The 13,986-nt window shown below is 70.0% G+C and carries 13 protein-coding genes; 6 read left to right on the top strand and 7 right to left on the bottom strand.

Features of this window, described 5'->3' with window-relative positions; genetic code table 11:
• Nucleotides 1-112 precede the first annotated feature (112 nt).
• The 4 genes from MTY59_RS11910 (at nucleotide 113) to MTY59_RS11895 (ending at nucleotide 3,815) form a co-directional block, all read left to right on the top strand.
• Nucleotides 113-823: a sensor domain-containing protein gene (locus MTY59_RS11910; protein ID WP_221045811.1), complete on the top strand. Its 711-nt coding sequence runs from the start codon at nucleotides 113-115 to the stop codon at nucleotides 821-823.
• 61 nt (nucleotides 824-884) lie between these two features.
• Complete coding sequence (locus MTY59_RS11905) at nucleotides 885-1,643, top strand: LamB/YcsF family protein (protein ID WP_221045810.1); 759 nt, start codon at nucleotides 885-887, stop codon at nucleotides 1,641-1,643.
• Nucleotides 1,643-2,560, top strand: a complete 918-nt coding sequence (locus MTY59_RS11900) for an MBL fold metallo-hydrolase (RefSeq protein ID WP_221045809.1) — start codon at nucleotides 1,643-1,645, stop codon at nucleotides 2,558-2,560. Before MTY59_RS11905 ends, MTY59_RS11900 begins: the two co-directional genes overlap by 1 nt.
• Before the next feature lie 13 nt (nucleotides 2,561-2,573).
• Nucleotides 2,574-3,815, top strand: coding sequence for an SLC13 family permease (locus MTY59_RS11895; RefSeq protein WP_221045808.1), 1,242 nt, complete (start codon nucleotides 2,574-2,576; stop codon nucleotides 3,813-3,815).
• Here the strand turns inward: MTY59_RS11895 and MTY59_RS11890 are convergent.
• Complete coding sequence (locus tag MTY59_RS11890) at nucleotides 3,812-6,454, bottom strand: LuxR C-terminal-related transcriptional regulator (protein WP_221045807.1); 2,643 nt, start codon at nucleotides 6,452-6,454, stop codon at nucleotides 3,812-3,814. The genes MTY59_RS11895 and MTY59_RS11890 overlap by 4 nt on opposite strands.
• Nucleotides 6,455-6,624: 170 nt before the next feature.
• Here MTY59_RS11890 and MTY59_RS11885 point away from each other — a divergent pair, with 170 nt between their 5' ends.
• A complete protein-coding gene (locus tag MTY59_RS11885; protein ID WP_221045806.1) occupies nucleotides 6,625-8,034 on the top strand; it encodes an FAD-dependent oxidoreductase in 1,410 nt (469 codons plus the stop codon).
• Here MTY59_RS11885 and MTY59_RS11880 read toward each other — a convergent pair.
• From MTY59_RS11880 to carD, 6 genes are read right to left on the bottom strand one after another with little or no spacing between them, the layout of a single operon-like run.
• Complete coding sequence (locus MTY59_RS11880) at nucleotides 8,031-8,984, bottom strand: glycerophosphodiester phosphodiesterase (RefSeq protein ID WP_221046399.1); 954 nt, start codon at nucleotides 8,982-8,984, stop codon at nucleotides 8,031-8,033. The genes MTY59_RS11885 and MTY59_RS11880 overlap by 4 nt on opposite strands.
• A 44-nt stretch (nucleotides 8,985-9,028) precedes the next feature.
• Nucleotides 9,029-9,964 carry a 23S rRNA (guanosine(2251)-2'-O)-methyltransferase RlmB gene (rlmB, locus tag MTY59_RS11875; RefSeq protein ID WP_221045805.1) on the bottom strand — a complete coding sequence of 312 codons (936 nt, stop codon included), beginning with the start codon at nucleotides 9,962-9,964 and terminating at the stop codon, nucleotides 9,029-9,031.
• Nucleotides 9,965-11,383, bottom strand: coding sequence for a cysteine--tRNA ligase (cysS, locus tag MTY59_RS11870; RefSeq protein ID WP_221045804.1), 1,419 nt, complete (start codon nucleotides 11,381-11,383; stop codon nucleotides 9,965-9,967).
• Nucleotides 11,384-11,432: 49 nt separating this feature from the next.
• Nucleotides 11,433-11,903 carry a 2-C-methyl-D-erythritol 2,4-cyclodiphosphate synthase gene (gene ispF / locus MTY59_RS11865; protein ID WP_415822877.1) on the bottom strand — a complete coding sequence of 157 codons (471 nt, stop codon included), beginning with the start codon at nucleotides 11,901-11,903 and terminating at the stop codon, nucleotides 11,433-11,435.
• A gap of 14 nt (nucleotides 11,904-11,917) precedes the next feature.
• Nucleotides 11,918-12,631: a 2-C-methyl-D-erythritol 4-phosphate cytidylyltransferase gene (gene ispD / locus MTY59_RS11860; RefSeq protein ID WP_221045802.1), complete on the bottom strand. Its 714-nt coding sequence runs from the start codon at nucleotides 12,629-12,631 to the stop codon at nucleotides 11,918-11,920.
• A 16-nt stretch (nucleotides 12,632-12,647) separates the two neighbouring features.
• A complete protein-coding gene (gene carD, locus MTY59_RS11855; protein WP_007166539.1) occupies nucleotides 12,648-13,136 on the bottom strand; it encodes an RNA polymerase-binding transcription factor CarD in 489 nt (162 codons plus the stop codon).
• Nucleotides 13,137-13,414: 278 nt separating this feature from the next.
• On the opposite strand from carD, the gene MTY59_RS11850 reads away from it, so the two are divergent.
• Nucleotides 13,415-13,975, top strand: a complete 561-nt coding sequence (locus MTY59_RS11850) for a copper chaperone PCu(A)C domain-containing protein (protein WP_221045801.1) — start codon at nucleotides 13,415-13,417, stop codon at nucleotides 13,973-13,975.
• Nucleotides 13,976-13,986: the final 11 nt, after the last annotated feature.

The following is a 13,986-nucleotide window of genomic DNA, read 5'->3' as shown; positions in this document are numbered from 1 at the left end:
GCGATCGCGAGCGTCTCGTTTCTGATCTACCTGATTTGCTGGCTGATCGGGCGCCGGCAAGAGTCCGCCGCCTAAGCTTGTTACACACATTGGCCCCACGTCGGAGAAGGCAGTGGTGCGCAGGCGAATCGCGTTCCCGGTGCTTGCGGCAGTGTGCGCCCTGACGGCCGGCTGCACCAACGTCGTCGGCGGCCGCGCTTCGCCCGCGGATGCCGTCGGTCCAGTGCCCCAGACCCCGCTGACCGCCGCGGCCCTCGACGGGCTGCTGCTCGATAAGGACCAGATCAACTCCTTGCTCAACGCGGGGATGCGGCTGCGCTACGGCGTGCAGGAGATGTGGGACTGGAGCTCGACTTTCAGCGACAAGAGCTGCCTGGCAATGGACGGCCCGGCCCAGGCAGCCGTCTACGCGGACACCGGCTGGACGGCGATGCGCGGCCAGCGCCTCGACGACAACTTCGATGACCCGGCGGTCCGCAACGACTCCGCCATCCAGGCAGTGATCGCGTTCCCGTCCGCGCGGAAGGCCGACACGTTCTACGACGCCTCGGTGCGACGGTGGTTCGCGTGCGCCAATCGCAAGTTTTCCGAACGTCCCACGGGCAAGCCCGAAATCGTGTGGGCGGTAGGCGAGACCCACAAGGTCGGGGGCACGCTGAGCACATCCGAGGTTCAGGACAGCAGCGACGGCTGGACGTGCCAGCGGGCGTTGACCGCGCGCAACAACGTCGTCATCGACGTCGCCACCTGCGGCTCCTTCCTGCCCGGCGGGTCCGCGGTCGACCTCGCCCAACAGATCGCGGCCAAGGTCACCAAGCGGTAGGCGGGCGCCGCACAGCCGCCTGGCCTAGGCCGGCCCGACCGCGCCCCCATAAGCTGGGCGGGTGGCCGGTATCGACCTCAACGCCGACCTGGGCGAGGGCTTTGGCGTCTGGCGCCTGGGTGACGACGACGCCATGCTCGGCATCGTCACGAGCGCCAACGTCGCGTGCGGTTTTCATGCGGGCGACCCCGCGGGCCTGATCCGGGTATGCCGGTCGGCCGCCGGGCGTGGGGTCCGCATCGGGGCGCAGGTGAGCTATCGCGACCTGGCCGGATTCGGCAGGCGCTTCATCGACGTCGCCGCCGAGGACCTGATCGCCGACGTGGTGTATCAGATCGGCGCGCTGCAGGCGATAGCGCACGCGGCCGGCTCGTCGGTGGCCTACGTCAAACCGCATGGCGCGCTGTACAACACGATCGTGACCCACACCGAGCAGGCCGCCGCCGTGGCCGAGGCGGTGCGCCTGGTGGATGCCGGGCTGCCGGTGCTGGGCATGGCGGGTTCGGCGTTTTTCGACGAAGCCGCCCGCCGCGGGTTACGCACGGTCGCAGAGGCTTTCGCCGACCGGGCGTACCGGCCCGACGGCCAGCTGGTGTCCCGTCGTGAGCAGGGCGCGGTGCTGCACGACCCGGCCGAGATCGCCGACCGGGTGGCCACCATGGTCACCTCGGGGCAGGTCACCGCGACCGACGGCACGCGGCTCGCTTTGACGGCGGAATCCGTTTGTGTGCATGGTGATTCGCCGGATGCCGTGCAGATCGCCGCCGCCGTCCGCGGCCGCCTCGAGGCGTCCGGCGTCAAGATCGGGGCCTTCTGCTGATGCGCCTGAAACTCGGGCGGCCCGACATCGCGCGCTACGCGGACCGGTTCGACGCGCCCCCCGCCGAACCCGGCGCGCCCTCGGTGACCTGGATGGGTGTGGCGACCCTGCTGATCGACGACGGCTCGTCGGCGTTGATGACCGACGGCTACTTCTCCCGGCCGGGCTTGGCCAGGATCGCGGCCGGCAAGGTGGCGCCCTCGCCGGCGCGGGTCGACGGATGCCTTGCCCGGGCGAAGATCTCGCGGCTGGCGGCGGTCATTCCGGTGCACACCCACATCGACCACGTGCTGGACTCCGCGCTGGTCGCCGATCGCACCGGCGCGCAGCTGGTCGGCGGGCAGTCCGCGGCCAACGTCGGGCGCGGGTACGGGCTGCCCGAGAACCGGATCGTCGTCGCGGTCGACGGCGAACCGATTCGGTTGGGCGCCTACGACGTCACCCTGATCGAATCGCACCACTGCCCGCCCGACCGGTTCCCCGGCGTCATCGACGAGCCGGTGACCCCGCCGGTGAAGGCGTCGGCGTACCGCTGCGGGGAATCCTGGTCGGCGCTGGTGCACCACCTGCCCACCGACCGGCGGCTGCTGATCCAGGGCAGCGCCGGCTTCGTCAAGGGCGCCCTGGCCGGCCACCGCGCCGACGCCGTGTATCTGTCCGTCGGGCAATTGGGGCTGCAGCCGCGCTCGTACCTGGTCGACTACTGGACCGAGACGGTGCGCGCGGTGGGGGCGCGACGGGTGATCCTCATCCACTGGGACGACTTCTTCCGCCCGCTGACAAAACCGTTGCGCGCCTTGCCCTATGCGGGTGACGACCTGAACGTCTCCGTCGGCATCCTCGACGAGCTGGCCGCACAGGACGGTGTCGCGGTGCACATGCCCACGGTGTGGCGACGCGAAGACCCTTGGCAGTGAAGCGGATCTGACGTTGGCCCTGACGCTTGCGCTGTTGCTGCTTGCTGTTGTCCTGGCGTTCGCCGTCGCGCGCCCCGGGGGCTGGCCCGAGGCGCTGGCGGCCGTCCCGGCGGCCCTGATCCTGGTCGCGGTCGGCGCGATCTCGATGCACCAGGCGGCGAAACAGATCGCCGACCTGTCCGGGGTGGTCGCGTTCCTGGGTGCGGTGCTGGTGCTGGCCAAGCTGTGCGACGACGAGGGCCTGTTCGAGGCCGCGGGCGCGGCGATCACGCGGGGACGGGTCGGGTCGGGCGGCCTACTGAGGCGGGTGTTCGTCATCGCGTCGGTGATCACCGCGGTGCTGAGCCTGGACGCCGCCGTGGTGTTGTTGACCCCGGTCGTGCTGGCCGCCGTGCGGCGACAGCGCACCCGGGTGCGGCCGTACGCCTACGCCACCGCGCATCTGGCCAACGGCGCCTCGCTGTTGCTGCCGGTGTCGAACCTGACCAACCTGCTGGCCTTCCACACCGCCAACATCTCGTTCACCAAGTTCACTCTGGTGATGGCGGTGCCCTGGCTGGGTGCGGTGGCCGTCCTCTACCTGATCTTCCGGTGGTTCTTCGCCAAGGATCTGCGGGTGCAGCCCGATCCGGAGGAGCTGGGCGTGCCGCCGCGCCCGCCCGTCTTCGTGCTGGTGGTCGTCGCGCTGACGCTGGCCGGGTTCGCGGTGGCCCAGTCCGTGGGGATCGCGCCGGCCTGGGTGGCGCTGTGCGGGGCGGTCGTCCTCGCGGTGCGCAGCCTGCGCCACCGGCACACCTCGGTGTCCGACATCGTGCGCTCGGTGAATGTGTCGTTTCTGGTGTTCGTGCTGGCGCTGGGTGTCGTGGTGCAGGCGGTCATGCTCAACGGGATGGACCGGGCGATGTCGGCGGTGCTGCCGTCGGGTTCGGGCCTGCCGGCGTTGCTCGCCATCGCCGCGATAGCCGCCGTGCTGGCCAACGTCGTCAACAACCTGCCCGCCACGCTGGTGCTGCTGCCGCTGGTTGCGCCGAGCGGGCCGGTGGCGGTGTTGGCCGTGCTGATCGGGGTGAACATCGGCCCCAACCTGACCTATGTCGGTTCGTTGTCGAACCTGTTGTGGCGGCGCGTGTTACGCCAGCACGACGTCGACGCCGGTGTCGGCGAATACACCCGCCTCGGCGTGTGCACGGTGCCCGCCTCGGTGGCGGTGGCGGTGCTCGCGCTGTGGGCGTCGGCGCGGCTGCTGGGTCTCTAGGGCGGGGTCGAGCCGCAGGGGCCCGATCGGATGATCGACGCCAGTTCCTCGCGCGACTGGGCCCCCACCCGCTGGCAGGCCCGGTACACGTGGCCTTCCACGGTGCGCACCGACATCACCAGCTTCTCCGCGATCTCGCGATTGGACAGGCCGGCGACCACGAGTTCGACGACGGCGCGCTGTCGGCCGGACAACTTCAGGCCCGTCGGGGTGTGCAGCGCCGGCGTGTGCAGGCCACCGCACTCGTCGGCCAGTTCCCTGGCCAGCGCCGCGGCGTACATTCCGCGGCGACGGTGTTGGTGTTCGTCGAACACCACCGAGGCCTGCGCGGCCGCGTCGGCGGCCGCGACCCGATCACCGATCCCCCGGTACGCCGCCGAGGCCGCCAGCAGGCCCTCCCCATCGCGGGCCGACAGCGCCTCCGCATGCGATGCGACGGCCTCGGCCAGCGGCAGCGACAACGCGCCGGCCAGCTCCCGCGCCCGCGCCGCGTGCGTGGCGTCACCCCATTGCGCCGCCGCCTGGATGCAGGCCAGCTCGTGGGTGGGCTGGCCACGGTCGCGCGCCAGTCGCACCGCGTCCGTTGCGCATGCTACGGCCTCGTCCAGCCGTCCGCTCGCCGCCATCGCCCACCCCTCGGCCAGGGACAGGCCGGTGTGCATGAACCGAAAGTCGGCCGGCACGCATGACCGCGCCGCGGCGACCGCGTCGTTCGCATCGTCGGCCTGCCCGAGCTTGGCGTGCGCCTCGGCCAGTGCGAAATAGCTCGCCGGCCGCAAACCCGTTGTCACATAGTGTGTTTGCACCCCGGCCGCCGCCTCGTGCACCAGCCGGGCCGCCTCGGCGACGGCGCCGCGAGCCAGCTCGGCGGTGCCGGACAATAGGGCCAGGTTCGCATACGCAAGGCCAGGAATATCGCGGGACGATTCGGCCAGTTGCCTTGCCGTGCTGACGAATTCATCGATCCGACCGGTCAACCGGCAGGCGCGACCGTAGACCGCGCCGAACCAGAACCGCATATGCGATGCCTGAAACGACGTCGTCGCACGCCGCAGCGTCTGCTCGGCCACGCCGGCGAGCTCATCGACCTGACCCAGCGCCCCCATCGCCATGATCAGCGCGAGCGAGGCCATCATCGTATGGAAGCCGGGCAGGTCGAGAAAACCCAAGGCGGCCCGGGCATTCGCGGCCGCGGTTTCGCAGCGCGCCGTCACCGCATCCAGGCAGGCCTGCACCGCCAACCGCTCCGCTCGCTGGGCGGGAGTCTCGGAGTCAAGCGCGGCAAGCCCGTCGAGGATCTCGGCCGCTGCGTTGGGGTCGAAGAGATTCCACATCAGGTTGGCCGCCCGCACGGTCGCCCAGTGATGGCCGTCGGGCAGGTCGCTGCCGGCCATCGCGCGCAGCGCCGACTCGGCCGGATCGCCGCGTCCCTGCAGCGCCAGGTTCATGGCCCGCACCCCCGCCGCCCCGGGCGCACCGGCTTCCGTTGCGGCGGTGGCGAATCGGTCGGCCAGATCCAGATCCAGCAGGGTCATCGCATGGCGCGCCGATTCCAGGTACAGCCCGGGGTCGGGATCGAGGTTCGACTCGAGGCGCAGCAACGCGCGCCGGACCGTGGCCTGCATGTCGGCGTCACCGTCGTCGCCCAGCCGCGCCGCCAGCCTGCCGCGGATCTCCGACAGATACAGCTCGCCGGCGCTCGCGCGGCGCAGCTCACCGAACAGCGGGTGGGCGAGTCTGGCCGTCAAGCCGGCGCCGGTGCGTTCGATGCTCACCAGGCCCATCCGCTCGGCTGCCGCCAGGTCGCTGCGCCGCGCCACGTCGCACAGCACGTCGACGGCCAGCGGCTCACACTGCGACAACGTGTCGATCACCATCGCCACTTCCGGGCTGAGCCGCCCCATCTGACGGCCCACCGTTTCGGACAGGCTCGCCGAGACCGCGACGTCGCCGTCCCACATCCATACCCCGGCCGTCTTGCGCATCCGCCCGGCGGCCACCTGATCCGCCAGCAGCTGCCGCAGGAACAGTGCGTTGCCACCGGTCAGCCTCTGGAACCGCGCTGCGCTGAGCGCATCGACCGGACCGCCCAGCTTGCTCTCGATGACCTCGCGTGTCGCCGCAGCCGAAAATGGTTTGAGATCAAGCCTTTCCAACAACCCGTCTTTCCACAGCGCCGTCACCGCGTCCGGTTCGTCGAGGCCGATGCGTACGGTGACCACCAGCCGTACCCCACCCGACTGCGCCAACTGGTGGACGACCATCGCGGACAATCCGTCCAACAGGTGCGCGTCGTCGACCCCGATCAGCACACGGCGTTGACGCTGTTGCGCGACAAACGAATTGATCACCCGTCGCACATCGGTCAAAGGATCCGACTGCGCCTCGTTCAGAGCCTCGGTCATCGACCCGATGAACGCTCCCAGTGGCAGCGCCTGCGCCGAGTCGGTGCCGACGATCCACCTGGTCCGCTCCCCGGACGCCTCGGCGCGCCGCAGTGCCTCGTGGGCGAGCCGGGTCTTGCCCACTCCGGGGGCTCCGGCGATCACCACGCCCGTGTGGTTGCCGCCCGCACTCAGGGCGCGGCGAATGATTCCCAATTCGCTGGCGCGCCCGGCCAGCGGCTCGGTGCCGATCATTCGGCGACTATAACGGGCCGCGCGCATCGCGCGGAGCCGCTTTGGCGGCGTTCGCTGGCATCGCGAGTAGCCGCCCCGTGGCAATGGCGTAGTCGGCTACGCTGTCGGCCCCCGTTTCCGGCCATGAGCATGGTTTTCGTCGGGTACGCGCTCAGCACAGGCGGTGGGCTATGGCAATGATCGGCGATCACGCGGTGGTCTTGGGAGCGAGCATGGCCGGCCTGGTGGCCGCGCGATCGCTCAGCGAGTTCTTCGGCACGGTCACGGTGGTGGAGCGCGATCCACTGCCCGACATCCCTCCCGAAACGGCCTGCGCTCGTCGCGGTGTGCCGCAGGGTCGCCACCTGCACGGCCTGCTGCCTCGCGGCGCCCTGGTGCTCGAGCAATTGTTCCCCGGCGTCCTCGATGCGATGGTCGTCGACGGCGCGCATCACCTCGACGGCCGTGATCTCTCGCAGCTGTACTACAGCTTGGGCGACCACCTGATGGTGCGTTCGGGGGGCGCCCCTTCGTTCGCCGCCTATCTGGCCACCCGGCCGTTCCTCGAGGAGCATGTCCGAGCGCGACTGCGCCGGATCCCCGGCGTCACGCTGCTCGACGAGCACGACATCGTGGACTTGACCACGACATCGGATCGCCGACGGGTGACCGGCGTCCGGGTGGTCGACCGTCGCACCCGCGACGGCGTTACGCTGAGCGCGGATTTGGTGCTCGATGCCACCGGGCGCGGAGCGCGCACCCCGGCCTGGCTGACCGCCCTGGGCTACCAGCGCCCGGCCGAGGTTCATGTGCCGGTGCAGCTGACCTACGTGAGCCAACGCCTGCGGATGGCGCCGGACGCACTGCACGAATTCGGTTTCATCGTCGGAGCGGTGCCGGGGCGTCCGCGCGGGGTGGGCATGTTGCGCTCGGAGAACGACACCTGGATGTTCACCGTGTACGGCATAGCGGGCCACGGGCCGCAGCCCGACCTGACATCGATGTGCGAGTTCGTCGAGGACTGCGCCCCGGCCCATCTGCTGGCCGCGGTCCGAGCCGCCGAACCCATCGGCGATCCCACCCGGCACGGTCAGCCGACCAGCCAGTGGCGCCGCTACGACAAGATGCAACGCTTCCCGGAAGGCCTGCTGGTGATGGGCGACGCGATCTGCAGCTTCAACCCGATCTACGGCCAGGGCATGACGGTCGCCGCACTGGAGGCGGTGGCGCTGCGCGACTGCTTGTGGGAGGGCACAGAGGATTTGGCGCGGCGATTCTTCCGGGCCGCCGCGGTGCCGATCCGCCAGGCGTGGGAGCTGTCGGCGAACCCGGACCTGTGCCTGCCCGAGATCGAGGGCACGCCACCGCTGCTCACCCGGCTGCTCAACGGCTACATCGATCGCATACTCACTGCGACCGAATACGACGCCGTCGCGGTCGATCGGTTCGTCAGGGTCACCGCACTTATCGATCCCGCTTCCCGACTGCTGCGCCCGGGCATGATGTGGCGGGCCGCGTGCGCGAACCTTCGCCGACCGCGACGCGGCGACGAGCAGCCTGCTCGGGACAACGGCGATCTGGCCGGCAGCATCGCCCGCTAGCCCCGCCGGTAGGACGGCGGCAACGGCATCGCCAGTTCGGCGAGCACGCCGCGCAGCAGCGTCGGATAGTCGGTGATGATGCCGTCGACCCCGTATCCGATCTGCTGACGCATGGCGGCGGTGTCATTGACCGTCCACGGAAGCACCTTGAGCCCCAACGCATGTGCGCGGTCGACGTACGCCTGGCCGGTGACCAGTCGATAATCCGGTGAGACGATGCCGGCGCCCACCATCCGCGCACCGATCAACGGATCGCCGATGAGCGTGGGGTTTTCGCCGGCCAGCCAGGGCGAGTCCGGCACCCAGGTGTGCCCGTCGTACAGGGCCGCCAACGGAATTGACGGATCGGCGCGCCGCACCAGCGGCAGGGTGCGCCAGTCGAAGCTCTGAATCTCCACCCGATCGGCCTTGCCCGCGGACCTGACCGCGGCCAGGATCACGTCGACGAACTCCTGCGGCTCGGCCGATGTGCCGGGCCGGTCGGCCTCCACCTTGGTTTCGATGTTGTAGCGGATCCCGTCGGCGCGATAGGAGTCGGTGAGCGCGAAAACCTGCGGCAGCGTCGCTACCTTGTTGCCCCGCACCACCTCTGCCCGGGGAAACTCATCGAGCAGGCGGCCGCAGTCCAGGGTTTCGACCTGCGCCAGGGTGAGTTCGTGCACGAGCTTGCCGACGTACGGGTACTGCGGGTCACCGGCGAACGCGGGCGCGGTGTCGGCGCACTTTTCGGCCTGGATGGTCGGATCATGCCACACCAGCGGTTGCCCGTCCTTGGTCAGCACGACGTCGAGTTCCAATGTGCTGACGCCCAATTCGAGCGCCTTGGCGAACCCGCGCAGGGACTCCTCGGTGGTCTCCCCGCGCCCCCCGCGGTGGGCCTGCAGGTCGAAGTCGGTCGCCTGGGCCCGGGCAGCGCCGACCGGCCACAGCGCCACGGCCAGCAGCACCACCGCCACCGCGGCACGAAGGCGCGCGGGCCGGCCGGGCAACGGGATTAACCCCTGCGCTGGCGGGTGATTTCGGCGAGTACCACGCCGGCGGCCACCGACGCGTTCAGCGATTCGGTGTTTCCGGCCATCGGGATGGACACGACTTCGTCGCAGTTCTGCCGCACCAGCCGCGACAGCCCCTTGCCTTCCGAGCCCACGACGACCACCAGCGGATCGGTGCCGTCGACGTCGTCGAGCGTGGTGCCACCGCCGGCGTCCAGACCGATCACCCGCAGGCCGCGCCCGGCCCAATCCGTCAGTGTCCTGTTCAGATTCGTGGCGCGCGCCACCGGGATGCGGGCCGCGGCCCCCGCGCTGGTGCGCCAGGCCACCGCCGTCACCGAGGCCGACCGGCGCTGCGGGATCAGCACCCCGTGGCCGCCGAATGCCGCCACCGATCGGACGATCGCGCCCAGGTTGCGGGGATCGGAGATGTTGTCCAGCGCGACCAGCAGCGCCGGCGGCGAGGCGAGCGCGGCGGCAACCAGGTCATCGGGGTGGGCGTAGTTGTAGGGCGGCACCTGCAACGAGATCCCCTGATGCAGGTGGTTGCTGGTCATCCGGTCCAGATCGGTACGCGGTACCTCGAGGATGGAAATCCCCAGATCGGCGGCCCGGGTGACGGATTCGGTGAGCCGTTCGTCGGCCTCGGTGCCCAGCGCCACGTATAGCGCGGTGGCCGGCACCCCCGCCCGCAGGCATTCGAGCACCGGGTTGCGGCCCAGCACCGTCTCGGCTTCGTCGGTTCGGGGGCCGCGCGCCGGCCGACGGCTCTGGGCCTTGGCGCGCTTGGCCGCAGGATGGTTCGGGCGCATATGCGCGGGCGGGGTGGGGCCGCGTCCTTCCAGGCCGCGGCGGCGCTGGCCCCCCGAACCCACGGTCGGGCCCTTCTTGGTGCCCTCCTTGCGGATCGCCCCACGGCGGCGCGAGTTTCCGGCCATCTACTTGTCGCGCTTTTCTTCGTGGGCCAGTAGCGACCACTGCGGCCCGTCGGCGGTGTCGGTGACCTCGATGCCGGCGTGCTTGAGCCGGTCGCGGATCTCGTCGGCGAGCGCCCAGTTGCGTTCCTCGCGCGCCTTCTGCCGGTTCTCCAGCTCCGCCTGGACCAGCACGTCGACGGCCGCGAGCGCCGCCGAGGTTTCGTCGCGGGTCTCCCAGCGTTCGTCCAGCGGGTCGCAACCCAGGATGCCCATCATCGCGCGGATGGCGCCGGCGTGTCGCAGCGCGCCTTCGTGATCTCCGGAGTCCAGCGCCCGGTTGCCTTCGGCGCGCGCCTGGTGAACCTCGGCCAGCGCGGCGGGTACCGCGAGGTCGTCGTTGAGCGCGCCGGCGAATTTCTGCGTCCACTGCCCGGGCTCGACGCCACCGACCCGCACCCGCACCCGGTGCAGGAATTCCTCAACGCCGACATAGGCTTTCACGGCGTCCTGCAGGGCGTTGTCGGAGAATTCCAGCATCGACCGGTAGTGGGCGCTGCCCAGGTAGTAGCGCAGTTCGGCGGCGCGCACCCGCTGCAGCAACGCCGGTATGGCCAGCACGTTGCCCAGCGACTTGCTCATCTTCTCGCCGCCCATCGTCACCCAGCCGTTGTGCAGCCAGTAGCGGGCGAAGCCGTCGCCGGCGGCGCGGCTCTGGGCGATCTCGTTCTCATGGTGCGGGAAGACCAGATCCATGCCGCCGCAATGGATGTCGAATTCCGGTCCCAGATACGTGCGGGCCATCGCCGAGCACTCCAGGTGCCAGCCCGGGCGGCCACGGCCCCACGGTGTCGGCCACGACGGCTCCCCGGGCTTGGCGGCCTTCCACAGCGTGAAGTCGCGCTCGTCGCGCTTGCAGGTGGCCACGCCCTCACCCTGATGGACGTCATCGATCCGGTGGCCGGACAGCTGCCCGTACTCGGGGTAGCTGAGCACGTTGAAGTAGACGTCACCGCCGGCGGCGTAGGCGTGATCGGTTTCGATCAGCCGTCCCATTAATTCGACCATCTGGGTGATGTGCCCGGTGGCTCGCGGCTCGGCCGACGGCGGCAGCACGTCCAGGGCGTCGTAGGCGGCGCTGAAGGCGCGCTCGTAGGTGGCCGCCCACTCCCACCACGGCCGGCCCGCCGCGGCGGCCTTGTTGAGGATCTTGTCGTCGATGTCGGTGACGTTGCGGATGAACGCGACGTCACAGCCGCGCGCGATCAGCCATCGACGCAGGATGTCGAAGGCCACGCCGCTGCGGACATGGCCGATGTGCGGCAGGCCCTGCACGGTGGCGCCACACAGGTAGATGGAGACGTGACCCTCGCGCAGCGGAACGAAATCACGGACGGCACCGGCCGCCGTGTCGTGTAGCCGCAAGCGGGCGTGATCGGTCACGACGTGCCAGCTTACCGGGTAGTTCCCCGGCGCCCGGCGCTGCGCGGGCTTACCCGGTGGGGACCACCAGCGCGGTGGCGATGGCGGCGAGACCCTCGCCGCGTCCGGTCAGCCCCAACCCGTCGGTCGTCGTCGCCGACACCGAGACGGGCGCGCCGAGCAATTCCGACAACACCAGCTGCGCCTCGTCGCGACGCGGACCGACCTTCGGCCGGTTGGCGATGACCTGCACGGCGGCGTTGCCGACCCGGAAGCCGTGCTGCGACACCAGATCCGCGACATGGCGCAGCATGTCGGCGCCGCTGACGCCCTTCCAGCGCGGATCGTCGACCCCGAATACCGCTCCCAGGTCGCCCAGCCCGGCGGCCGAGAGCACCGCGTCGCACAGCGCGTGCGCCCCGACGTCGCCGTCGGAATGGCCGGCACAGCCGTCGGCGTCGGTGAAAAGCAGACCCAGCAGCCGGCACGGCCGGCCGGGTTCGATCGGGTGCACGTCGACGCCCAGCCCGACCCTGGGCAGGGCGGGTAGCGCGGTCACCGGCGCACCACGGTCTCGGCCAGCAACAGATCGAGCTGGGTGGTGATCTTGAACGCCAGCGGATCGCCGTCGACGACCTGGACCTGGCCGCCGACATGCTCGACCAGCGACGCGTCGTCGGTGAAACCGGCGCCGCCGCCGGCCTGGTAGGCCCCGTAGGCGCGCAACAGCAGTTCGGTGGCGAAGCCCTGCGGGGTCTGCACGGCACGCAGCCCGGCGCGCTCCGGCGTCCCCAGGACCACCCCGTTGGCGTCCACGGCCTTGATGGTGTCATGCAGCCGCAGCGCGGGCACCACGGCGTCGTGACCGGCCCGCAGCGCCGCCACCACGCGGGTGATCAGCGCCGGGGGCGTCAGCGCCCGTGCGGCGTCGTGCACCAGCACGTACTCAGGCGGCGCCGTCGGCAGGGCCGCCAGGGCGAGGTTGACGGATTGGGTGCGTTCGGACCCGCCGGCGACGACGGTGGCCTGCCCGGCGCCGACGTGGCCGCCCAGCACCTGCTTGGCCTCGTCGACGCGGTCGGCGGGAACCGCCACCACGACGTGATCGACGACCCCGGAATCCAACAAACCGGCGACGGCGCGCTGCAGCAGCGTGCGGCCGTCAACCAAGCAGAATGCCTTGGGAATTCCTGCGGCCAGCCGTACACCCGAGCCTGCGGCGGGGACGACTGCGACTACTTTGCCTGGGGTGCCCGTCTCCTGGCCCACCGAAGTGTCAGGCCCTTCAGGAAGCGGCGGCCAGAACCTCGTCGAGGATGGTCTCCGCCTTGGCGTCGTCGGTGCTCTCGGCCAACGCCAATTCACCGACCAGAATCTGACGGGCCTTGGCCAGCATCCGCTTCTCGCCGGCCGACAGACCGCGCTCCTGATCGCGACGCCACAGGTCGCGGACTACCTCGGCGACCTTGTTGACATCGCCGGAAGCAAGCTTTTCGAGATTGGCCTTGTAGCGACGCGACCAGTTCGTCGGCTCTTCGGTGTGCGGCGCGCGCAGCACCTGGAAAACCTTGTCCAAACCTTCTTGTCCGACGACGTCGCGGACACCCACGTACTCAGCGTTATCGGCGGGAACTCGAACTGTCAGGTCTCCCTGCGCCACCTTCAAGACGAGATATTCTTTTTGTTCCCCTTTGATCGTCCGGGTTTCGATCGCCTCGACTAACGCCGCACCGTGATGCGGGTAAACAACGGTGTCGCCGACCTTGAAGATCATCTGATTCGAGCCCCTTTCGTTACTTCATCCTAACACGGCCGCCTAGCTACGCGCGAAGCAACGATGCAGGTCAGGGGCACAACACGCGCAGATTAGGGGTTGACATGGGGATCAAGTCGTGCAGTGCAGCACATTACCAACGCCCCGGAAGCGGCCCGGCGGCGGCCTATTCGGGCGCTCCTGCGCTGGTCTGGCGCCCCCCGCTATCGTGCGCGGGACGTTCCTACTACTGTGCATAGTTGCATCAGTCGGACCGGCTCAGCAGGAGGCCTGAGAGAGTGAACCGCTTCAAGATCCGCCTCGGCCTTCCCACGCTCGCCCTCGCCGGGGTGATGGCCGTTCTGGCCGCCCTGCTGAGCGGTTGCGGAGCCGGCCAGGTGTCGCAGATGGCGGTCCAGGAGCCCGCCATCAACGGCAACAAGGTCACGTTCAACAACGTGGCGTTGCGCGACATCCGGATCCAGGCCAGCCAAACCGGCGACTACCTCAAGCCGGGCCGGACCGTGGACCTGGTGCTGGTGGCCGTGAACCAGTCGCCGAACACCGAAGACCGGCTGGTCGGCATCACCACCGACATCGGCACGGTGACGGTCAGCGGCGACCCTCGGCTGCCCGCCGGCGGGACGCTGTTCATCGGCACGCCCGAAGGTCAGAAGGTGGCCCCCGGACCGGTCGGCTCCAACACCGCGGCGGCCAAGGCGACCATCAGTTTGGCCAAGCCGATCTCCAACGGCCTCACCTACAACTTCACCTTCAACTTCGAGAAGGCCGGGCAAGCCACCGTCGCCGTGCCGATTTCGGCCGGCCTGGCGCCGCCCCAGCAAAACCAGGCGGGGTAACCGCCTGTCGT

This window comes from Mycobacterium senriense (assembly GCF_019668465.1).
Lineage (GTDB): Bacteria > Actinomycetota > Actinomycetes > Mycobacteriales > Mycobacteriaceae > Mycobacterium > Mycobacterium senriense.
This window is presented reverse-complemented; position numbering and strand designations above follow the sequence as displayed.

Excerpts from the sequence above, each read along its gene's own strand:
- carD (WP_007166539.1), bottom strand. The coding sequence starts at position 13,136 with ATGATCTTCAAGGTCGGCGACACCGTTGTTTACCCGCATCACGGTGCG.
- MTY59_RS11900 (WP_221045809.1), top strand. The coding sequence starts at position 1,643 with ATGCGCCTGAAACTCGGGCGGCCCGACATCGCGCGCTACGCGGACCGG.
- MTY59_RS11890 (WP_221045807.1), bottom strand. The coding sequence starts at position 6,454 with ATGATCGGCACCGAGCCGCTGGCCGGGCGCGCCAGCGAATTGGGAATC.
- MTY59_RS11885 (WP_221045806.1), top strand. The coding sequence starts at position 6,625 with ATGGCAATGATCGGCGATCACGCGGTGGTCTTGGGAGCGAGCATGGCC.
- rlmB (WP_221045805.1), bottom strand. The coding sequence starts at position 9,964 with ATGGCCGGAAACTCGCGCCGCCGTGGGGCGATCCGCAAGGAGGGCACC.